Annotated in this window: 19 protein-coding genes; 13 read left to right on the top strand and 6 right to left on the bottom strand. The window is 71.0% G+C overall.

Annotated elements, in window-relative coordinates; all coding sequences use genetic code 11:
• Positions 1-82 precede the first annotated feature (82 nt).
• Positions 83-562, top strand: a complete 480-nt coding sequence (locus tag BLV01_RS08965) for an RDD family protein (protein WP_091797664.1) — start codon at positions 83-85, stop codon at positions 560-562.
• A 176-nt stretch (positions 563-738) separates the two neighbouring features.
• Here the strand turns inward: BLV01_RS08965 and lptG are convergent, their stop codons facing one another.
• Both lptG and lptF read right to left on the bottom strand, forming a co-directional pair.
• Positions 739-1,839: an LPS export ABC transporter permease LptG gene (gene lptG, locus BLV01_RS08960; protein ID WP_091797660.1), complete on the bottom strand. Its 1,101-nt coding sequence runs from the start codon at positions 1,837-1,839 to the stop codon at positions 739-741.
• Complete coding sequence (gene lptF, locus BLV01_RS08955; protein ID WP_091797657.1) at positions 1,836-2,918, bottom strand: LPS export ABC transporter permease LptF; 1,083 nt, start codon at positions 2,916-2,918, stop codon at positions 1,836-1,838. Before lptF ends, lptG begins: the two co-directional genes overlap by 4 nt.
• Before the next feature lie 302 nt (positions 2,919-3,220).
• Here lptF and BLV01_RS08950 point away from each other — a divergent pair, with 302 nt between their 5' ends.
• From BLV01_RS08950 to BLV01_RS08935, 4 genes are all read left to right on the top strand, one after another.
• Complete coding sequence (locus BLV01_RS08950; protein WP_091797654.1) at positions 3,221-4,693, top strand: leucyl aminopeptidase; 1,473 nt, start codon at positions 3,221-3,223, stop codon at positions 4,691-4,693.
• Positions 4,694-4,714: 21 nt separating this feature from the next.
• Positions 4,715-5,014 (top strand): hypothetical protein, encoded by a 300-nt coding sequence (locus tag BLV01_RS08945; protein WP_091797652.1) that lies wholly within the window; start codon positions 4,715-4,717, stop codon positions 5,012-5,014.
• Positions 5,015-5,020: 6 nt separating this feature from the next.
• Complete coding sequence (locus BLV01_RS08940; RefSeq protein WP_091797649.1) at positions 5,021-5,446, top strand: DNA polymerase III subunit chi; 426 nt, start codon at positions 5,021-5,023, stop codon at positions 5,444-5,446.
• A gap of 109 nt (positions 5,447-5,555) precedes the next feature.
• Entirely contained in the window at positions 5,556-8,321 is a 2,766-nt protein-coding gene (locus BLV01_RS08935) for a valine--tRNA ligase (protein WP_091797645.1), read from the top strand.
• A gap of 148 nt (positions 8,322-8,469) precedes the next feature.
• Here BLV01_RS08935 and rimI read toward each other — a convergent pair whose 3' ends face one another.
• From rimI to pssA, 3 genes are read right to left on the bottom strand one after another with little or no spacing between them, the layout of a single operon-like run.
• Complete coding sequence (rimI, locus tag BLV01_RS08930; protein ID WP_091797642.1) at positions 8,470-8,964, bottom strand: ribosomal protein S18-alanine N-acetyltransferase; 495 nt, start codon at positions 8,962-8,964, stop codon at positions 8,470-8,472.
• Positions 8,961-9,407 carry a hypothetical protein gene (locus tag BLV01_RS08925; protein ID WP_091797639.1) on the bottom strand — a complete coding sequence of 149 codons (447 nt, stop codon included), beginning with the start codon at positions 9,405-9,407 and terminating at the stop codon, positions 8,961-8,963. The genes rimI and BLV01_RS08925 overlap by 4 nt, the downstream gene beginning before the upstream one ends.
• Positions 9,404-10,201 (bottom strand): CDP-diacylglycerol--serine O-phosphatidyltransferase, encoded by a 798-nt coding sequence (gene pssA / locus BLV01_RS08920; RefSeq protein ID WP_091797636.1) that lies wholly within the window; start codon positions 10,199-10,201, stop codon positions 9,404-9,406. Before pssA ends, BLV01_RS08925 begins: the two co-directional genes overlap by 4 nt.
• A 121-nt stretch (positions 10,202-10,322) precedes the next feature.
• Between pssA and BLV01_RS08915 the strand changes: the two genes are divergently transcribed.
• From BLV01_RS08915 to BLV01_RS08905, 3 genes are all read left to right on the top strand, one after another.
• Positions 10,323-10,796: a DUF4124 domain-containing protein gene (locus BLV01_RS08915; protein WP_091797633.1), complete on the top strand. Its 474-nt coding sequence runs from the start codon at positions 10,323-10,325 to the stop codon at positions 10,794-10,796.
• Between the two features lie 210 nt (positions 10,797-11,006).
• Positions 11,007-12,725 (top strand): proline--tRNA ligase, encoded by a 1,719-nt coding sequence (locus BLV01_RS08910; RefSeq protein ID WP_091797630.1) that lies wholly within the window; start codon positions 11,007-11,009, stop codon positions 12,723-12,725.
• A 432-nt stretch (positions 12,726-13,157) separates the two neighbouring features.
• Complete coding sequence (locus BLV01_RS08905) at positions 13,158-13,544, top strand: H-NS histone family protein (RefSeq protein WP_091797627.1); 387 nt, start codon at positions 13,158-13,160, stop codon at positions 13,542-13,544.
• Positions 13,545-13,670: 126 nt separating this feature from the next.
• Here the strand turns inward: BLV01_RS08905 and BLV01_RS08900 are convergent, their stop codons facing one another.
• Positions 13,671-14,921, bottom strand: coding sequence for a threonine/serine exporter family protein (locus tag BLV01_RS08900; protein ID WP_091797624.1), 1,251 nt, complete (start codon positions 14,919-14,921; stop codon positions 13,671-13,673).
• A 256-nt stretch (positions 14,922-15,177) separates the two neighbouring features.
• Here BLV01_RS08900 and BLV01_RS08895 point away from each other — a divergent pair, with 256 nt between their 5' ends.
• The 5 genes from BLV01_RS08895 (at position 15,178) to BLV01_RS08875 (ending at position 19,907) form a co-directional block, all read left to right on the top strand.
• A complete protein-coding gene (locus BLV01_RS08895; RefSeq protein ID WP_091797621.1) occupies positions 15,178-16,299 on the top strand; it encodes an ABC transporter permease in 1,122 nt (373 codons plus the stop codon).
• A gap of 78 nt (positions 16,300-16,377) precedes the next feature.
• Complete coding sequence (locus BLV01_RS08890) at positions 16,378-17,322, top strand: ABC transporter ATP-binding protein (RefSeq protein WP_091797618.1); 945 nt, start codon at positions 16,378-16,380, stop codon at positions 17,320-17,322.
• Positions 17,319-18,218, top strand: a complete 900-nt coding sequence (locus BLV01_RS08885; RefSeq protein ID WP_091797615.1) for a CPBP family intramembrane glutamic endopeptidase — start codon at positions 17,319-17,321, stop codon at positions 18,216-18,218. The genes BLV01_RS08890 and BLV01_RS08885 overlap by 4 nt, the downstream gene beginning before the upstream one ends.
• 34 nt (positions 18,219-18,252) lie before the next feature.
• Positions 18,253-19,191 (top strand): MlaD family protein, encoded by a 939-nt coding sequence (locus tag BLV01_RS08880; RefSeq protein ID WP_091797613.1) that lies wholly within the window; start codon positions 18,253-18,255, stop codon positions 19,189-19,191.
• Positions 19,188-19,907, top strand: coding sequence for an ABC-type transport auxiliary lipoprotein family protein (locus BLV01_RS08875; protein ID WP_254782564.1), 720 nt, complete (start codon positions 19,188-19,190; stop codon positions 19,905-19,907). The genes BLV01_RS08880 and BLV01_RS08875 overlap by 4 nt, the downstream gene beginning before the upstream one ends.
• Positions 19,908-19,951 lie beyond the last annotated feature (44 nt).

Below are 19,951 nucleotides of genomic sequence, written 5' to 3'. Positions count from 1 at the left end.
CGCGTCGCGGGCGAACGCCGCGAGCGCGCCGCTTGCGCGCGCGCCCGCTGCTTCGCGCCCGCTCCGGCCTTATCCTGACGGCATGAGCGCACCCGCCACCGTGACCGCCCCCGACCGCCCCGCGCCGCTGATCGGCTGGCGCCTGCTTTCGCTGTTCTACGACTTCTGGCCGGTGCTGGCGTTGTGGATGCTGATCGGCGTGGTCATGGTGGTGGCCTTCACCGCCGCCGGGCACGACACCCACGAGAACATCCGGCCGCTGACCGGATGGTGGTTCCTGGAATGGACGTTGTGCTGGCTGGCCGCCGGCGGCTACGCCACGCTGAGCTGGCGCCGCGGCGGGCAGACCCTGGGAATGCGGCCGTGGCGGCTGCGGGTCGGCGCCGCCGACGGCGGCGCGCCGGGCTGGAAGGCGCTGTGGCTGCGCTACGCGGCCGGCACGCTGTCGCTGCTGCTCGGCGGGCTCGGTTTCTGGTGGGCCTGGCTCGACCGCGACCGGCTGACCTGGCACGACCGCGCCAGCGGCACCCGCACCGAGCGCCTGCCCAAGCAAAAGCGCTGATCCGCACCCCCTTGTAGGAGCGACGCGAGTCGCGACCGCGCCACCCGACGCGCCGGCGCGACTGCGGCGGAACCATGACGAATCGCGGCTTGCGCGGCCTGTGCGGTGTCGCGGTCGCGACTTGCGTCGCTCCTACAGGGCGATACCCACAGGCGGGATGCCCACAGGCGCTGCGGCTAGCCCGACCGTCGCCGGAACAGGAACGCCGACACCGACAGCATCACCACGGTCGGCATCAGGTAGGCCAGGCGGAAGTCGAAGCGGAACACCTTGGCCAGTTCGACGAACTGGTTCTGCAGCAGCCAGAACATCAGCGCGAACACGATGCCGATGAACAAGCGCTTGCTCATGCCGCCGCTGCGCAGGCTGCCGAAGGCGAACGGCACCGCGGCCAGGCACAGCGCCAGCACGTTGAGCGGGTAGAACCAGCGGCCCCAGTAGTGGGCCTCGAATTCGCCGGCGTCGAGCTGGTTGCGCTGGCGGTCCTCGATCGCCTTGTGCAGGGCGGTGGCGCTGAGGTAGCGCGGGCGGTTGGTGCCGCTCATCAACGCCGAGCTGTCGAGCTTGGACTCCCAGCGCTCCTCGGCGATCTGCTTCTTCTCCGCCGATTTCTCGTGGAAGGTGGTGCGGGTGACGTCGCGCAGCAGCCAGCCGCCGGGGCGGTGCTCGGCCACGCCGGCCACCGCGATCGACACCAGCCGCCCGTCCGCGCCGAACTGGTACAGGTTGACGTTGCGCAGCTCCAGCCAGCGGTCGGCGCCCTGGCTGCGCTCCTGGCCCTGGCTGGCGGCCAGGATCACGTCGCCCTCGCGCGCCCACAGGCCGGAATACTCGGCCACTACCTGGTTGTTGGACTTGGCCGCGGCCTTAAGGCCCTCGGCGCGGCGCTGCGCGGCCGGCGCCAGGGTCTCGCCGTTGAGCACCATCAGCAGGGTCAGCAGCGCCAGCGCGCCGGCCACCGCGATGCTGAGCCGGCGCCGCGACAGGCCGACCGCGCGCAGCACGGTCAGCTCCGAGGTCGAGGCCAACTGGCCCAGCGCCATCAGCGAACCGACCACCGAGGCGTAGGGGAACAGCGCGTAGGCGCGCCGCGGCACGGTCAGGGCCATGTAGGCCAGCGCCTGCATGATCCCGTAGCGGCCCTTGCCGATGTCGCCGAATTCGCCGACGAAGCTGAGCATGAAGTCCAGGCCCAGCAGCACCGCCCAGGTCAGCAGCACGGTGCTGAGCACCACCCGGCCGACGTAGATGTCGTGGATCTTCGGGAAGGGCTTCATGCCGCCGCCCTCCGCCGGCCGACCCGGCCGTCGCGCAGGTACATCCACAGCGCCACCGACAGCAGCGGCACGCTCAGCCACCACAGGCCGAGCAGGCCGGGGATCTTGCCGTCCTCGAGCCAGCCGGTGCCCATCATCATGAAGTTGAAGCCGATCAGGTACGCCAGGAAGCCGATCAGCATGCTGCCGTAGCGGGCCTGGCGCGGGGTGCTGCGCGCCAGCGGGATCGCCAGCAGGGCGAAGGCCAGCGCCATCAGCGGCGGGGTCAGGCGGTAGTGCAGCTGCGCGTTGGCCTCGCGACGCGGGTCGCCGAGCAACTGCAAGGTGGTCAGCATTTCCGGCGACTTGGGATCGTAGCGGTCCTCGTTGGCCGGCAGCAGCACGTCGTTGCGCTTGTAGCGCATCAGCCGGTAGTTGAGGTCGCCGTTGTCGGGCCCTTCGACCTCGAAGCCGTCGTCCAGGGTCAGGTAGCGCTCGCCGTTGGCGTCGACGGTCAGGCGGCCGGTCTTGGAGGTGGTGACGTCGCGGCGGTCGGGCTTGTTGCGGTAGATGAAGACCCGGTCGAAGCTCTTGCCGTCGTTGGACATGCCGCCGACGTAGATCACCCCGTTGCCGTTGGGCAGGCCGGTGAAGGCGCCCGGCTCCAGCCCGGCCACCACCAGGCTGCGGTTGGCCTCGTTGATCATCGCCCGCGAGGAGCGGTCGGCCCAGGGGCCGAGCCACATCGAGCAGGCGCCGACCAGCAGCACGATCGGCCCGGCCACCATCAGCAGCGGCTTGAGCAGCCGGCGCGGGCCGACGCCGACCGAGGCGATCACCGGCATTTCCGAGTCGCGGTAGAGCCGGCCCATGCCCAGCATCAGCCCCAGCAGCAGCGCCAGCGGCAGGATCAGCGGCAGCCACTTGATCAGGACCAGGCCCAGCTGGACCAGCATCAGCCCGGCCGGGACCTTGCCCTTGGCGATGTCCTCGAGCACGTCGGTGAAGGCGCCGCCGACGCAGACGATCAGCAGCACCACCAGGGTGGCGAAGATCGCCTGGGCGAATTCGCCGGTCAGGTAACGGTCAAGCTTCTGCATGAGGCGTGGGGGCGCGCTTCGGAATGGGCTTCGGCATCGGGCGGGCTTGCTTTAAACTCGGGGGTTCGTTCGACGGCTGGCCTGCCCTCGCCGCCCGGCGACCGGTCCGATTCCGGTCCCGGAACGCCATGGCGGGCCTGGCCCCGGTCGCGAATCCTTCCGCGCCCCGCGTCGCCGGCCGTCCGCCGGTTCCGCGGTCCGCCCCACAAGGCATGCCGCAGGGCATGCGTTCTCAGGATCGGCCTCGGCACAGCCGGACGATTGTACGTACTCACCTTCCTATCTGCTCGGGAATCTGTTGGATGACCCTCGAATTCGACCTGAACCGCGACGCTGCGGCCGCCGCCCAAACCGATTGCGTCGTGGTAGGCGCCTTCGCCGACAAGACCCTGACCGCCGCCGCGCGAACGCTGGATGAAGCCAGCGGCGGCCGCCTGACGGTCTTGCTGGAACGCGGCGACCTCAGCGGCAAAACCGGCAAGACCGCGCTGCTGCACGACGTCCCCGGCGTGGCCTCGCCGCGCGTGTTGGTGGTGGGCCTGGGCGAGCCGGGCAAGTTCGGCGTGGCCCAGTACCTCAAGGCGGTGGGCGACGCGGCCCGCGCGCTCAAGGCCGGCCCGGTCGCGCACGCGCTGCTGACCCTCAGCGAAGAGCCGGTGGCCGGCCGCGACGCCGCCTGGGCGATCCGCCAGGCCGCCATCGCCGCCGACCACGCCTGCTACCGCTACACCGCCACGCTCGGCAAGAAGAAGGACGAGCCGGGCCTGCGCAAGCTCTCGATCAGCGGCAGCGACGCCGCCGCGCTCGCCCACGGCCAGGCCATCGCCGCCGGCGTGCAGTTCGCGCGCGAGCTCGGCAACCTGCCGCCGAACATCTGCAACCCGGCCTACCTGGCCCAGCAGGCCACCGAGTTCGCCGGCCGCTTCGCCAACACCGAGTGCGAAGTGCTCGACCGCGCGCAGATGCAGGAGCTGGGCATGGGCTCGCTGCTCGCGGTGGCGCGCGGCTCGGCCAATCCGCCCAAGCTGATCGTGCTCAAGTACAGCAACGGCGGCGACGCCAAGCCGTACGTCCTGGTCGGCAAGGGCATCACCTTCGACACCGGCGGCATCAACCTCAAGGTCCAGGGCGGTGTCGAGGAGATGAAGTTCGACATGTGCGGCGCGGCCTCGGTGATGGGCGCGTTCGTCTCGGCCGTGGGCATGCAGCTGCCGATCAACCTGGTGGTGATCGTGCCGGCGGTGGAGAACATGCCCGACGCCGACGCCTACCGCCCGTCCGACGTGCTGACCAGCATGTCCGGCAAGACCATCGAGGTCGGCAACACCGACGCCGAGGGCCGCCTGATCCTGTGCGACGCGCTGACCTACGCCCAGCGCTTCGAGCCGCAGGCGCTGCTCGACGTCGCCACCCTGACCGGCGCCTGCGTGGTCGCCCTGGGCAAGTTCGCCGCCGGCCTGATGAGCAAGCACGACGACCTCAGCGCCGAGCTGATCGGCGCCGGCGAGCAGGTGTTCGACCGCGCCTGGCGCCTGCCGCTGTGGGACGAGTACCAGACCCAGCTCGAATCGACCTTCGCCGACGTCTACAACATCGGCGGCCGCTGGGCCGGCGCGATCACCGCCGGCTGCTTCCTGGCCCGCTTCGCCGAAGGCCAGCGCTGGGCGCACCTGGACATCGCCGGCGTCGCCAGCGAAGAAGGCAAGCGCGGCCTGTCGACCGGCCGGCCGGTCGGCATGCTGTCGCAGTGGCTGCTGGAGCGCGGCGGCGCCTGAGCGCCGCGCACGGGCATGCGGATGGCCGAACGCAATGCGCGCAGGGTCGCTACCGATGGTTCGGAAGCGATCCTGCGGGTCCGCATCGGCCCGCCGCATACCCGCGGCGAAGACCGCGCCTGCGCGGTCGAGCCCGACGACGGCTTTGGCCCGGCGTCGCGCCCTGAGATCCAGGGCGTGGACGCCCGGCAGGCGATGATGCCGGCCATGGGCGTCGTCCGCGCGATGCCGCAGGCGCGGCTGCGGCAGGGCCGTCGCCTGCGGTGGCCCTGCGAAAACGCTCCCTGCCAGCCGAACAACCCGTTTCCCTCCGCACAGTAGGCCTCCATGCCCCGCGCCGACTTCTACCTCATCCAATCGCCGCGCTTCAAAGAAGAGCCGCTTCGGTTGGTCTGCGAGCTTGCGCGCAAGGCCCATGCCGCCAACCTGCCGGCCCTGATCCTGGCGCGCAGCGCCGAGCAGGCCGAGCAGCTCGACGACATGCTCTGGGACATGGGCGAGGACGCCTACATCCCGCACCAGATCGCCGGCATGGACGAGGACGAGGACGAAGCCGACGTGCTGATCGCCGCGCCCGACCACGACCCCGCGCTGCGCCCGCTGGTGATCAACCTGCGCGACGCCGCGGTCGCCGACGGCTTCGAGCGCGTGCTCGAAGTCGTCCCTGCCGACGACAGCGCGCGCGGCCCGCTGCGCGAGCGCTGGAAGCAGTACCAGGCGCGCGGGTTGCAGTTGAACAAGCACGATATGTGAGGCCGCGAATGGGGAACCGGCCGGAGCCGTTTCGACGCTCCTGCATCGTCCCCATATCCGGCAGACGTTCCACCCGACTTCCTATTCCCTACTCCCGATTCCCGAACCTATGTCCCTCGAGTCCAGCTACGATCCCAAACAGTTCGAAGCCCGCCTGTACGAACAGTGGGAAAGCAGCGGCGTATTCAAACCGCGCGGCGAGGGGCCGGCCTACACCATCCTGCTGCCGCCGCCGAACGTCACCGGCACCCTGCACATGGGCCACGCGTTCCAGCACACCCTGCAGGACGCGCTGATCCGCTACCACCGCATGCTCGGCTGCGACACGCTGTGGCAGATGGGCACCGACCACGCCGGCATCGCCACCGAGATGGTGGTGGCGCGCAATCTCGGCCAGGAAGGGCTGACCCGCGACGGCCTCGGCCGCGACGGCTTCATCGAGAAGGTGTGGGAGTGGAAGCAGCATTCCGGCGGCACCATCGAGCGGCAGATGCGCCGCCTGGGCGCGTCCGGCGATTGGTCGCGCTCGATGTTCACCATGGATCCGATCGCGTCCAACGCCGTGGTCGAGGCGTTCGTGCGCATGCACGAGCAGGGCCTGATCTACCGGGGCCAGCGCCTGGTCAACTGGGACCCGGTGCTGAAGACCGCGATCTCCGACCTGGAAGTCGTCAACGAGGAAGAGAACGGCTTCCTGTGGTCGATCGCCTATCCGCTCAGCGACGGCAGCGCGACGCTCGTGGTCGCCACCACGCGTCCGGAAACCATGCTCGGCGACACCGCGGTCATGGTCCATCCCGACGACGAGCGCTACGCGCACCTGATCGGCAAGACCGTGAAGCTGCCGCTGAGCGAGCGCGAGATTCCGGTCATCGCCGACGCCTACGTCGACCGCGAGTTCGGCACCGGCGTGGTCAAGGTCACCCCCGCGCACGACTTCAACGACTACGCGGTCGGCCAGCGCCACGGCCTGCCGCTGATCAACATTTTCACCCTGGACGCGAAGGTCAACGGCAACGCGCCGGCGAAGTACGTCGGCCTGGACCGTTTCGACGCGCGCAAGGCCGTGCTCGCCGACCTGGAAGCGCTGGGGCTGCTGGTCGAGACCAAGGACCACAAGCTGCAGGTGCCGCGCGGCGACCGCACCAACCAGGTGATCGAGCCCTACCTCACCGACCAGTGGTTCGTGAAGATGGACGGCCTGGCCGCGCGCGGCCTGGAGATCGTGGAAGCCGGCGAGGTGCGCTTCGTTCCGGGCAACTGGATCAACACTTACCGCCACTGGATGGAGAACATCCAGGACTGGTGCATCAGCCGCCAGCTGTGGTGGGGCCACCGCATTCCGGCGTGGTACGACGACGCCGGCGCGATCTACGTCGGCCGCGACGAAGCCGATGCGCGCGCGCGCGCCGGGCTCGGCGCGGACGTCGCGCTGCGCCAGGACAACGACGTGCTGGAGACCTGGTTCTCCTCGGGCCTGTGGCCGTTCAGCACCCAGGGCTGGCCGGACGAGGCGGCGATGGGCGCGCGCGGTTTCGAGCGCTACCTGCCGACCAGCGTGCTGGTCACCGGGTTCGACATCATCTTCTTCTGGGTCGCGCGCATGATCATGCTGACCGACCACTTCGTCGGCGTGGTGCCGTTCAAGGACGTGTACATGCACGGCCTGGTGCGCGACAAGGACGGGCAGAAGATGTCCAAGTCCAAGGGCAACGTGCTCGATCCGCTCGACCTGATCGACGGCATCCCGCTCGAGGACCTGGTCGCCAAGCGCGTCTCGGGCCTGATGCAGCCGAAGATGGCCGAGAAGATCGAGAAGGCCACCCGCCGCGAGTTCCCCGACGGCATCCCCGCCTTCGGCGCCGACGCGCTGCGCTTCACCATCGCCGCGCTGGCCACCCACGGCCGCGACATCAAGTTCGACCTCGGCCGCGCCGAGGGCTACAAGAACTTCTGCAACAAGCTGTGGAACGCCACCCGCTTCGTGCTGATGAACACCGACGGCGCGAGCTTCGCCGGCGCGCCGCAGCCCCGGACCGACGCCGAGCGCTGGATCCTGGCGCAGCTGGCCAAGACCGCGGCCGAGGCGCAGGCCCACTTCGCCGCCTACCGCTTCGACCTGCTCGCCCAGAGCCTGTACGAATTCGCCTGGAACGCCTACTGCGACTGGTTCGTCGAACTGTCCAAGCCGGCGCTGCAGGGCGAGGACCGCGCCGCCGCCGACAGCACCCGCCACACGTTGCTGTACGTGCTCGAACGCCTGCTGTCGCTGCTGCATCCGCTGATTCCGTTCGTGACCGACGAGTTGTGGCAGCAGATCGCGCCCAAGCTCGGCCTGGACGAGGCCACGGTGATGCTGCGGCCGTACCCGCGCGCCGCCGACATCGCCGGCGGCGACGCCCAGGCCGAGGCCGACGTGGAATGGCTCAAGGCGATGGTGTCGGCGCTGCGCAAGGTGCGCAGCGAGCTCAACGTCAAGCCGTCCGATGCGGTCTCGCTGCTGCTGGCCAAGGGCGACGCCAGCGACCGCGAGCGAAGCGAACGCTTCGCCTCGCAGCTGCGCTTCCTCAACAAGCTCGACCGGATCGAGTTCGTCGAGGACGCCGCCTCCGCGCCGCCGGCCGCGCCGGCGGTGGTCGGCGAACTGACCCTGCTGGTGCCGCTGCCGGCGGAGAAGCTCGACGCCGAGCGCGTGCGCCTGGACAAGGAAAGCAAGCGCGTGGCCGGCGAGATCGACAAGTGCAAGGCCAAGCTCGCCAGCGACACCTTCGTGCAGAACGCGCCGCCGGCGGTGGTGGAGCAGGAACGCAAGCGCCTGGTCGACTGGACCGCGATGCTGGAAGAACTGGCGGCGCAGCGGCGCAAGCTGGACTGAATCCGGGCGCTGGGCGTCGACGAAAAAGCCGCGACTTGGTCGCGGCTTTTTTGTGGGCGCCGATTGGAAGGCTTCGGGGGCGGGGCCTGTGCTTTTCGGCGACCGGGCACGAAAGCGTTGGGCCTGAAGGCTCTCCCGCAACGGCCGCTCACTCCTGCGCCAGCAGCTCGATCGCCATCACCAGCGCGTCTTCGCGTCCGCCGCGGGCCGGGTAGTAACGCGGGCGGCGGCCGATCTCGTTGAAGCCTTCGCTGTGGTACAGCGCGATCGCGCCGGGGTTGGACGGGCGCACTTCCAGGAACACCCGCTCGGCGCCGCGGCCGCGGGCGATGTACAGCAGCGCGCGCAGCAGCCGGCGGCCGTAGCCGCGGCCGTGCGCTTCGGGCGCGACGCAGACGTTGAGCACGTGCGCCTCGCCGGCGGCCACGCTCATCAGGAAGTAGCCGATGACGCGGCCGGCGTCGGTCAGCACCCAGGACGGGTAGTCCGCGCGCAGGCAGTCGCGGAAGATGCCCGGGGTCCAGGGGAATTCGTAGGCGCGGATCTCGATGGCGTGGACCGCGTCGAGGTCGTCCTCGCGCATCGGCCGCAGCCCGGCCGGCGCGGCGGTGGCGTCCTCCACATCCGGCGCCAGCGCGCTCATCCGCGCGCGCCTCGCGCGCCGGCGCCGCGGCGCAGCGCGCGCAGGCGCGGCCACAGCGCGCGCTTGGCCGCCGGCGCGCGCAGCGCGGCGGGGTCGAACAGGGCCAGCACCTCGGCGTCGCCGGGTTGGCGCCGCGCGGCACGCAGCAGGTTGCGCAGCAGCGCGCTTTCGCCGCCTTCGTTGCGCGCGGACGGTGCCGCGGCCGGACGCCGGCCGGCGTCGCCGCGGGGATGGGCGTCTGCCGCGCCGGCCTCGCGCGTACGCTCGCCACGCACGCTGGAGTCGCGCTGGCCGGCCTCGGCACGCGCCGCCGCGTCGCGGCCGCCGCGCGCGGGCGCGGCCTCAGCCTCGGCCGCGACGCTCTCGTCGCCGGCCAGGGCCAGCACCGAGTAGCCCATCGCCTGCAGCCACTCGCGCTGCTGCGCGTCCCACAGCCCGCTCATGCCGCCCCCGCTCCGCCGGCCGGCGGCGCCGCCGGCGGTTCGGGCGCGCGCCGCAGCCGGCGCCAGATCGCCTGCACCGGCCCGGACAAGGCGTACGGGGCGAAGATCGCCAGCAGCACTCGCGGCGGGTCGATGGCGATCGCCACCAGCACCGCCACCACCACCAGGATCGCCAGGAACGGCACCCGGTCGTTGCGCGGGCCGCTGCCCTTGAAGCTGACGTAGCGCACCCGGCTGACCATCAGCAGGCCGGCGACGACGGTCACCGCCAGCGCGGCGTAGCGCAGTTCCTCGCCGGACAGGTCGAAGCTGTGGCAGGTCCACACGAAGCTCGCCACCAGCCCGGCCGCGGCCGGGCTGGCCAGGCCGATGAACCAGCGCTTGTCGACCTGGCCGACCTGGGAATTGAACCGGGCCAGGCGCAGCGCCGCGCAGGCGGCGTAGAGGAAGGCGCCGACCCAGCCGATCTTGCCGGGGATCACCCCGTCGAGCTTGGTCGCCTCCAGCGCCCAGTGGTACATGACCAGCGCCGGCGCCAGGCCGAAGCTGATCAGGTCGGCGAGCGAGTCGTACTGCACGCCGAATTCGCTCTGGGTGTTGGTCAGCCGGGCGACCCGGCCGTCCACGCCGTCGAGGATCGCGGCGACGAAGATCGCCATGCAGGCCTCGTCGAAGCGGCCCTGGGTGGCGGCGATGATCGCGTAGAAACCGGCGAACATGCCGCCGGTGGTGAACAGGTTGGGCAGCAGGTAAATGCCGCGTCCGCGCGGGCGGGGCGTGGGTTGGGGTTCCATAACTGGGAAGTGTAGCGCTTGCCGTCGTCATGGCAGGATGCTGCAATTCCGGTTCCCCCCGCCGTACCGCGGCCTGGTCCGCGTTTTCCGACGTTCCGCTGCCCCGCTTCCGGAGCCCTTCATGTCCCGCACGTCCCGTATTTCCGCCCGTCGCGCCCTGCCGGCGCTGGGCCTGGGCGCCGTCCTGGCCGCCCTGGCGGCCTTCCCGGCCGCCGCCACCGACCTGTACCAGTGGAAGGACGCCCAGGGCGTCACCCACTACTCCGACTCGCCCCCGCCCGGCCAATCCGGCAGCGGCCAGGTCAAGAACCGGGTGATCCGCAACAAGAGCGGCACCCCCAGCCAGGGCGCCACCGCCAGCGCGCCGGCCGAGAACAGCCAGTGCACCTCCGCCCGCGCCAACCTCAAGCAGCTGCAGAGCTCGGCCCAGGTCGGCACCGACAGCGACGGCGACGGCAAGCCCGACAACGTCCTCGACGCGCAGCAACGCGCCGCCCAGGTGCAGCTGGCCGAGGCTTCGATCCGCGCCTACTGCACGCCGGCGCCGGGCGCGGCGCCGGCCGCCGCCGCGCCGGCGGGCGCGCCCAAGGCCTGATCCGCGCCGCCCGGCGCGCGCCTGATCGCCACAGACCGCCGCCTCGCGCGGCGGTTTTTTTTCGCCCGCCGCGCGGCCCGCTGCGGCCGCGCGCGCGCCCGTGCGCCCGGCGCCGCAGCCTTGTGCGCCGCGCCTGCGCGGGCCGCCGCGGCAGCCCGCGCCGCGCGCATGGCACACTGTCGCCCTTTCCCATCCCACGAATCCCGACCGATGCGCCTGTCGCAGTTCCACCTCCACACCAGCAAGGAAACGCCCGCCGAAGCCGAGATCGTCAGCCACAAGCTGATGCTCAAGGCCGGCATGATCCGCAAGCTCGCCGCCGGCTTGTACACCTGGTCGCCGCTGGGCCTGCGCGTGCTGCGCAAGGTCGAGCGCGCGGTGCGCGAGGAGATGGCGGCGGCCGGCGCGATCGAGGTGCTGATGCCGGCGGTGCAGCCGCGCGAGCTGTGGGAGGAAACCGGCCGTTGGGAAAAATTCGGCGGCCAGCTGCTCAAGGTCAAGGACCGCAAGGAAGCGTGGTACTGCGTCGGCCCGACCCATGAAGAGGTCATCACCGATTTCGCCCGCAACGAGCTGTCCAGCTACAAGCAGCTGCCGGTGAACTTCTTCCAGATCCAGACCAAGTTCCGCGACGAGATCCGCCCGCGCTTCGGGGTCATGCGCGCGCGCGAGTTCCTGATGAAGGACGCCTACTCCTTCCACCTCGGCGACGAAGACTTGGGCCGCGAATACCGCAACATGTACGACACCTACGGCCGCATCTTCACCCGCCTGGGGCTGAAGTTCCGCGCCGTGTTCGCCGACACCGGCGCGATCGGCGGCAGCGCCTCGCACGAATTCCACGTGCTGGCCGATTCGGGCGAGGACGCGATCGCCTTCTCCGACGGCTCCGACTACGCCGCCAACGTCGAGCTGGCCGAGGCGGTCTCGCCGGGCCCGCGCGCGGCCGCGGGCGAGGACCTGCGCAAGGTCGACACGCCCGTGCAGAAGACCTGCGAGGACGTGGCCGCGCTGCTCGGCGTCGCCCTGCAGCGCACGGTCAAGTCGGTGGCGATCATGGGCAGCGACGCCGACGGCGCGCCGCAGTTCGCGCTGGCGCTGGTGCGCGGCGACCACATCGTCAACGAGATCAAGCTGTCCAAGCTCGCCGGCCTGGCCGAATACCGCCTGGCCACCGAAGCGGAAATCCTCGAACACCTCGGCGCGCAGCCGGGCTTCCTGGGGCCGGTGAAGCCGGCGCGCGCGATTCGCGTCGTCGCCGACCGCAGCGTCGCGGCGATGGCCGACTTCGTGGTCGGCGCCAACGACAACGGCTACCACCTCGCCGGGGTCAACTGGGGCCGCGACCTGGCCGAGCCGGACGAGGTCGCCGACATCCGCAACGCGGTCGCCGGCGACCCCTCGCCCGACGGCCAGGGCACCCTCGGCATCGCCCGCGGCATCGAGGTCGGCCACGTGTTCCAGCTCGGCCGCAAGTACGCCGAGGCGATGAAGCTGAGCGTGCTCGACGAGACCGGCAAGGCCGCGGTGCCGGCGATGGGCTGCTACGGCATCGGCGTGTCGCGCATCGTCGCCGCGGCGATCGAGCAGAACTTCGACGACGCCGGCATCGCCTGGCCCGAGGCGATGGCGCCGTGGCAGGCGGTGGTGTGCGTGATCAATCCCAAGAACGACGCGGCCGTGGCCGAGGCCGCGCAGGCGCTGTACCAGGACCTGCTCAAGGCCGGCGTCGACGCCGCCCTGGACGACCGCGGCCTGCGCCCGGGCGCGATGTTCGCCGACATGGAACTGATCGGCGTGCCGCACCGCGTGGTGGTGTCCGAGCGCGGCCTGGCCGCCGGCAGTTTCGAATACCGCCACCGCCGCGCGGACGCGGCGGAGAATCTCGACCGCGCCGCGGTGCTGGCGCGGATCGGCGCCGCCGGCTGAGTCCGGCGCGGGGATTTTGCAGGCGCCCGCAAAGGCGCCGCCGGTTGCCCCGAACCCCACCGAAGGCGGCCGCGGCCGCCTTCGGCCCGGCCTGCTGCAAGCAGGTTTCGTGCCCGTTTTAGATAACCGCGGTCGCGTTGTGCGAAATCCATCGCCATAACCGCGGCGCCGCCCTGCCGCCGCGGCGGTTTCCGCCCGGCCCGGGCCGTCGCGCCGCCGCCGGCCGCGTGTTTCCAGCGCTCGCGCGCGTCCGCGGCCGCCCCCGCCGGCCCGAGGTTTATCCCGCCGCCGCCGCCGAGGAATACCGCGCGCCACCTGTTAAATATGCCGGGGAATATCCCGATTGGCATTTACGCCGCCCCGGCGCTGCCTTTACTATGCTGCCGCGCGCCAGGGACTGGCCGTTATTCCGACCATACTCCCGGAGGCTCCATGACGATCGACATCTCTACGTTGTCCGCGAAGGAACTGGAAAATCTGATCAGCCAGGCCAAGAAGCGCAAGACCACCCTCAACAAGCGCAAACCGTTGGCCGCGGTGCGCAAGAAAGTCGTCGCCCTGCTCAAGGCCGAAGGCTACGCACTGGAAGAACTGTTCGGCGGCGCCGCTCCCGCAGCCCGCGCCGGCCGTCCGGCCAAGGCCGCCAAGAGCGCCGCCCCGGCCGCGCGCAAGGCGCGCAAGCCGCTGGGCAAGGTCGCGCCGAAGTACCGCAACCCGGCCAATACCGGCGAAACCTGGACCGGCCGCGGCAAGCAGCCGCGCTGGCTGGCGGCGTACACCGCCCAGGGCAAGAAGCTGGACGATTTCCTGATCAAGTAATCGGCGCCGAAAAGCAAAATCCATTGAAACCGCCGGCCTCGCGCCGGCGTTTTCATTTGCTTTCGCCGTTTCCGGACAGGCCGCCCGATCCGCGACGAATCAACGCGCCCTATCCCCCATCGCGCGCTACAGATTACGCCGCGACGGCAGCAGCAGATTCCCGAATATCAATCCGGCGATCAGCGCCAGCAGGATATTCACCACCGCCAGCACCGCGTCCTGGCCGACCTGCACGTCCTGCTGCTGCAGCATGTTCAGCAGCCCGCGCAGGCTGACGCTGCCGGGCACCAGCAAGATGATGCCGGGCACGCGCAGGATCGCGCCGGGCCGGTTGCCCCAGCGCGCGTAGGCGTTGCCCAGCGCGGTCATGACCAACGCGGCCAGGAAGATTCCCGCCGGGCTGCCCCAGGCCAGGCCGACGAAACGCGAGATCAGATAACCGCCGGCGGCCGCGGCCATGACCTTGGGATAATCGGCGCGATGGGCGCGGAACAACACCGCGAACGCATACGAGGCCACCGCCAGCCCGGCCCATTCCACCCAGCCCTCCTGCGGCCGCCACGCGCGCACCACCGGCTCCAGGCCGACCAGGTCGGCCAGGTACAGGCCGATCACCGTGCCCACCGCGAGTTTCACCACCGTGGTCACCGCGCCGGCGAAGCGCGCGGTGCCCGATACCAAATGCTGGCTGGTCAATTCGTTGACCGCGTTGGTCAGCGCCATACCCGGCAGCAGCACGATCAGCGACGCGATGATCACCGTGTTCTGGTTGAGCGGGGCGACGAAGTTGGCCACCAGCACCACCACCGCGGCGGCGAACATGCCGGCGATGGCCTCCAGCGCCTCGCGCAGGCGCGGGCGCTGGCCGGACACGTCGACCAGCAGGCCGATCATCAGGCCGTTGACCGCGGCCACGCCGATGTCCAGCCACGGCAGCCGCAGCAGCGCCGCCACCGCGCCGGCGGCCAGGCCGTAGCCGAACACCTGCATCGTCCGCCAGCGGCGCGTGCGCGGGCGATCCAGCGCTTCCAGCGCGGCGTGGCCGGCGGCCAGGTCCAGGCGCCCGGCCATCACCTCCTCGGCGATGCGGTCGGTCTCGCTGAGCCGGTACAGGTCGTTCTCGCCCGGTGGCAGGCGGATGACCCGGGTGGTGTCGCTGTCGCCCATCGGGCGCTGCGGGTCGCTGAAGGTCAGGATCAGCCCGGTCGGATTGGACCAGGGCTCGCACTCCAGACGCAGCTTCTGCGCCACCGAGGTGACCGCCCCTTCCAGCCGCTGCGCGGTGGTGCCGTAGCTGTGCAGGCGTTCGGCCAACTCGACCACGAAGGCGATGCGGGCGGCGTAGCTGGTGGCGCTGAGCGGATGCGGGACGGACATATCCGCGAAGCATGGCATGCGCGCGCGTCGCTGGGCAGCGGGGCCGCGCGTACGGGCGAGCAGGCGTTCAAGCGGCGCGGCCGCCGGCCGCGGGCGTTCCGGCGGCGCGCCCGCAACGGCCGCCCGAGTCCGCGGCCGCACTGCGCGCAGATGAACCGTAGCCAGCGCGCCCGGCCCTGCGGCGGACCCGCGCCGCGCCGGTCCACGCGACACTCACCTTGTCGTGCCTAGCCTGTATCCTCCCGCCCGAGGCCCTATGACCGTACCGACCACGCAAGCGCCGGAACTCACCGCCGAGGGCAGCGAGCCCTCGCGCTTGCGCCTTTCCGGCTGCTGGACGCTGGAGCACGCGTTGGCCGTCGGCGCTGCGCTCAAGCACGCGCCGCACGAGGTCGACGAGGTCGACGCCACCGGGGTCGAGCGCCTGGATTCGGTCGGCGTGCTGCAGCTGATGCGCTTCGCGCGCCGGCACGAGCTCGATTTCGACGCGGTGTTCCGCTTCCACGAGACCCACCGCGCCCTGGTCAGCGCGATCGAGGACGTCGCCGACGAGCGCCCGAAGAAGAAGCGCGAGTACGGCTTCCAGGCCGCGCTCGGGCGGCTGGGCTACGCGGTCACCGACAACTGGAAGGAAGTGCTGGCGCTGGTCGCCTTCTTCGGCGAAACGCTGGTGAAGATGCTGCGGCTGTTCAAGAACCCCAGCCGCTTCCGCCCCACCGCCACCGTCCACCACATGGAGCAGGTCGGCCTCGACGCGGTGCCGCTGATCGCGCTGCTGTGCTACCTGGTCGGCGCGGTGGTGGCGTTCCTGGGCTCGACCATCCTCAAGGACTTCGGCGCGACCATCTTCGTGGTCGAGCTGGTCAGCATCGCCTTCCTGCGCGAGTTCGGCGTGCTGCTGACCGCGATCGTGCTGGCCGGCCGCACCGCCAGCGCGTTCACCGCGCAGATCGGCGCGATGGTCAGCCGCGAGGAAGTCGACGCGATCCGCACCCTGGGCATGGACCCGGTCGACCTGCTGGTGATCCCGCGGGTGCTGGCGCTGCTGGTGATGCTGCCGCTGCTGACCTTCATCGCCATGGTCGCCGGCCTGCTCGGCGGCCTCACCGTCGGCGCCTACGGCCTGGACATCCCGCCGCAGCAGTACCTGGCGCGCATGCACGACACCATGCAGCTGCGCCACTTCCTGGTCGGCATGTCGAAGGCGCCGATCTTCGCCCTGCTGATCAGCCTGATCGGCTGCCTGGAAGGCCTGCAGGTCAAGGGCACCGCGCAGTCGGTCGGCGAGCGCACCACCTCCAGCGTGGTCCAGTCGATCTCGCTGGTGATCGTGCTGGACGCGTTCTTCGCGATCTGGTTCATGGAGATGGGCTGGTGAGGCCGCGATGGGCGATGCGCGATTCGGAACCTGCGAAGCGCAGGCGCGCGGACGCGCGCGCGCCGCGGAGAAGCCGCCTTGACTGACCCCCAATCCCCGATCCCCGGCGACGACGCCGATGCCGGCAATGGCGGCGACGACGTCGTCATCCGCATCCGCGGCCTGGTCAACCACTTCGGCGACCAGGTCGTGCACGACGGGCTGGACCTGGACGTGCGCCGCGGCGAGATCATCGGCGTGGTCGGCGGTTCGGGCACCGGCAAGTCGGTGATGATGCGCTCGATCCTCGGCCTGCGCCGGCCCAACGCCGGCCAGATCCAGGTGCTCGGCATCGACGCGCGCAGCCCGGATCCGCAGCTGCGCCGCGAGATCGAACGCAACACCGGCGTGCTGTTCCAGGACGGCGCGCTGTTCTCCTCGCTGACCGTGGGCGAGAACGTGCAGGTGCCGCTGAAGGAGTACCACAGCGAACTGCCCGACTCGCTGCGCTACGAACTGGCGCTGCTCAAGGTCAAGCTCTCGGGCCTGCCGGCCGACGCGATCGACAAGCTGCCCTCGCAGCTGTCCGGCGGCATGCGCAAGCGCGCCGGCCTGGCCCGCGCGCTGGCGCTGGACCCGCCGCTGCTGTTCCTCGACGAACCCACCGCCGGCCTCGACCCGATCGGCGCGGCCGCGTTCGACCGGTTGATCCGCACCCTGCAGCAGGCGCTGGGCCTGACCGTGTTCCTGATCACCCACGACCTGGACACGCTCTACGCCATCTGCGACCGCATCGCGGTGCTGGCCGACAAGAAGGTCATCGCCTGCGCGCCGATCGAAGAGGTCGAACGGCTCGACCATCCCTGGGTGCAGGAATACTTCCACGGCCCGCGCGCGCGCGCGGCGCAGGTGGCGCGCGACAAGAACGCGCACGGCGACGGCGGGCGCCAACGCGGCCGCCACGACCACGACGGCCAGGACGCGGCCCAGGACGCGGCCCAGGACGCGGCCCAGGACGCAGGCAAGGATGCACCGGCGCGATGAACGCCGCGCTGTCCGATGCCGGCGGGCCATGGGGCCTGCCGCTGTGGGACGTGGCGATCTGGGGCCTGTTGTGCGCGGCCGCGGCGACGCTGTGGTGGCGCAAGGCGCGCAGCGCTTCGCTGGCGCTGCTGGCGCTGGCGCTGGCCGCCGCGTTCGCGCGCGGCCTGCTCGCGCCGCCGGCGCTGGCCGCGCTGGCGCTGCTGGTCCTGGCCGCATGGCTGGTGCGGCCGCAGCGGCCGCGCGCGGCGCGCATCGGCGGCCACGTCGTGTTCGTGCTGACCGCGTTCGCGCTCGGCCTGCACCTGCTGCCGGGCTTCGACAATCCGCGCGCGATCGCCGACGTCAGGCTCAGCGCCGATTCGGCGCCGATGGCGCTGTACTTCAATTTCGACAAGCCGCTGGCCGGGTTCTGGTTGCTGCTGTGCTGGCCGCTGCTGCGCCTGTACGGCGACGGCCCGCGGCCGGCGGCGGCCTCGCTCGGCGCGGGCCTGGCCGGCGCGGCGATCGCCGCGGCGCTGTGCCTGGGCCTGGGACTCGCGCTGGGCGCGGTCGCCTGGGCGCCGAAGTGGCCGTGGTTCGGCGCGCTGTGGGCGCTCAACAATCTGCTGCTGGTGGCGCTGACGGAGGAAGCCATGTTCCGCGGCTACCTGCAGGACAGCCTGCAGCGGCGCTGGCAGGCGCAGCGCTGGGGCGCGCACGCGGCGATCGCGGTCTCGGCGCTGGCGTTCGGATTGGTCCACGCCGGCGGCGGCGCGCGCTGGGTCGCGCTGGCGACGCTGGCCGGCCTGGCCTACGGCTGGGCCTACCGCAAGGGCGGCCTGGCCGCCGCGGTGCTCGCCCACTTCGGCCTCAACCTCGTGCATTTCACCCTGTTCACCTACCCCCAGCTGGCATGATGCCGGCCGTGGCTCTGCCGTTCGAAGGTGCCTGATGGAAACCAAGGCCAACTACGTGCTGATCGGTGCGTTCACCATCGTGGTGACGCTGTTCCTGCTGCTGTTCGCCTTGTGGGCGGCCAAGTACTCCTCGGAGAAGAGCTGGCGCGAATACGCGGTGATCTTCAACGAGCCGGTCACCGGCCTGTCGGAAGGCAGCACCGTGCAATACAACGGCATCGGCGTGGGCACGGTGCAGCAGCTGAGCCTGGCGCCGGACGATCCGCGCCGGGTCATCGCCAAGCTGCGCCTGCAGGCCGACGCGCCGGTCAAGACCGACACCCGCGCCAAGCTGTCGCTGACCGGCATCACCGGCACTCCGATCATCCAGCTCACCGGCGGCAGCCCCAACAGCCCGCGCCTGGCCGAGTCGGGCAACGGCGACGTGCCGATCATCCAGACCGAGGCCTCGGCGCTGCAGAACATCGCCGACACCGCCAACCGCCTGGTCGCGCGCCTGGACCAGGTGCTCAGCGACGACAACGTCCAGCACGTGTCCAAGACCCTGGCCAACATCGAATCGCTGACCGGCTCGATCGCCGACCAGCGCGGCGACCTGCGCGAGCTGATCGCCAACGCCAAGAAGTCCAGCGAGCAGCTCAGCCAGACCCTGGCCACCACCAACCGCGCGGTCGAGAGCGTCGACCGCGAACTGGCGCAGAAGCTGCCGGGCGTCATCGACAAGCTCGACAGCACCCTGACCAAGCTCGATTCGGCCGCCTCCGGCGCCAACGGCATCCTCAACGACAACCGCGCCGCGATCAGCAGCTTCGCCAACGACGGCCTGGCCCAGCTCGGCCCGACCCTGGCCGAACTACGCGCGCTGGTGCGCGACCTGCGCCGGATCAGCGACCGCCTCGACAGCAACCCGACCCGCTACCTGCTCGGCCGCGACGCCGCCAAGGAATTCGAGCCCGAGAAGGCCGCTCGATGAAATCCGCGAACCGCCGCCCCGACCGCCGCCACGCGAACGCCACGACCATGACGACGACCCGCGCGACCCGCCCCTTCCCCGCCGCGCCGCTGCGCCTGTTCGGCGCCGGCCTCGCCGCCGCGCTGGCGCTGTCGGGCTGCTCCATCCTCGACGAAAAGCCCAAGACCCCGACCGTGCAGTACGCGCCGGACCCGCGCGTGCCGGCCGATCCGTCCTGGCCGCAGGCCAACTGGCAGCTGTCGGTAAGCGTGCCCAGCGCGGCGCGCATGATCGACAGCCTGCGCATCGCGGTGCGTCCCAGCGGCGACGAGGTCCAGGTCTACAAGGGCGCGGCCTGGGCCAAGCTACCCAGCAACATGATCGAGGACGCGCTGCTGCGCACGCTGGAGGACTCGGGCAAGATCGCCGCGGTCGCGCGCCAGGGCAGCGGCATCGGCGCCGACTACAAGCTGGTGCTGGACCTGCGCCGGTTCGAATCCGACTACGCCGGCAACGCGGTGCCGTCGGCGGTCATCGAGATCAACGCCAAGCTGTTCCACAACGTCGACCAGAAAGTGGTCGCCTCGCGCACCTTCCTGCAGTCCACGCCGGCGGCGACGACCGAAGTGCGCGACGTGGTCGCCGCGTTCGAGCGCTCGCTGGCCGCGGGCACCGGCGAGATCGCCGGCTGGGCGCTGGTGTCGGGCGATGCGCACGAGAAGAGCCACAAGCGCTGATCGGGCGCGAACCGGGCGCCGCTCCGGCGCGCCACGCTACTACG

Origin of the sequence: Lysobacter sp. yr284 (assembly GCF_900107375.1) — a bacterium.
Taxonomy (GTDB): Bacteria; Pseudomonadota; Gammaproteobacteria; order Xanthomonadales; family Xanthomonadaceae; genus Lysobacter.
The sequence above is the reverse complement of the archived record's forward strand: the minus strand, read 5'-3'. Positions and strand labels throughout refer to the sequence as shown.

Bases quoted from the DNA above. Each gene is read 5' to 3' on its own strand.
- BLV01_RS08965 (WP_091797664.1), top strand. From the start codon at position 83: ATGAGCGCACCCGCCACCGTGACCGCCCCCGACCGCCCCGCGCCGCTG.
- lptG (WP_091797660.1), bottom strand. From the start codon at position 1,839: ATGAAGCCCTTCCCGAAGATCCACGACATCTACGTCGGCCGGGTGGTG.
- lptF (WP_091797657.1), bottom strand. From the start codon at position 2,918: ATGCAGAAGCTTGACCGTTACCTGACCGGCGAATTCGCCCAGGCGATC.
- BLV01_RS08950 (WP_091797654.1), top strand. From the start codon at position 3,221: ATGACCCTCGAATTCGACCTGAACCGCGACGCTGCGGCCGCCGCCCAA.
- BLV01_RS08945 (WP_091797652.1), top strand. From the start codon at position 4,715: ATGGCCGAACGCAATGCGCGCAGGGTCGCTACCGATGGTTCGGAAGCG.
- BLV01_RS08940 (WP_091797649.1), top strand. From the start codon at position 5,021: ATGCCCCGCGCCGACTTCTACCTCATCCAATCGCCGCGCTTCAAAGAA.
- BLV01_RS08935 (WP_091797645.1), top strand. From the start codon at position 5,556: ATGTCCCTCGAGTCCAGCTACGATCCCAAACAGTTCGAAGCCCGCCTG.
- rimI (WP_091797642.1), bottom strand. From the start codon at position 8,964: ATGAGCGCGCTGGCGCCGGATGTGGAGGACGCCACCGCCGCGCCGGCC.
- BLV01_RS08925 (WP_091797639.1), bottom strand. From the start codon at position 9,407: ATGAGCGGGCTGTGGGACGCGCAGCAGCGCGAGTGGCTGCAGGCGATG.
- pssA (WP_091797636.1), bottom strand. From the start codon at position 10,201: ATGGAACCCCAACCCACGCCCCGCCCGCGCGGACGCGGCATTTACCTG.
- BLV01_RS08915 (WP_091797633.1), top strand. From the start codon at position 10,323: ATGTCCCGCACGTCCCGTATTTCCGCCCGTCGCGCCCTGCCGGCGCTG.
- BLV01_RS08910 (WP_091797630.1), top strand. From the start codon at position 11,007: ATGCGCCTGTCGCAGTTCCACCTCCACACCAGCAAGGAAACGCCCGCC.
- BLV01_RS08905 (WP_091797627.1), top strand. From the start codon at position 13,158: ATGACGATCGACATCTCTACGTTGTCCGCGAAGGAACTGGAAAATCTG.
- BLV01_RS08900 (WP_091797624.1), bottom strand. From the start codon at position 14,921: ATGTCCGTCCCGCATCCGCTCAGCGCCACCAGCTACGCCGCCCGCATC.
- BLV01_RS08895 (WP_091797621.1), top strand. From the start codon at position 15,178: ATGACCGTACCGACCACGCAAGCGCCGGAACTCACCGCCGAGGGCAGC.
- BLV01_RS08885 (WP_091797615.1), top strand. From the start codon at position 17,319: ATGAACGCCGCGCTGTCCGATGCCGGCGGGCCATGGGGCCTGCCGCTG.
- BLV01_RS08880 (WP_091797613.1), top strand. From the start codon at position 18,253: ATGGAAACCAAGGCCAACTACGTGCTGATCGGTGCGTTCACCATCGTG.
- BLV01_RS08875 (WP_254782564.1), top strand. From the start codon at position 19,188: ATGAAATCCGCGAACCGCCGCCCCGACCGCCGCCACGCGAACGCCACG.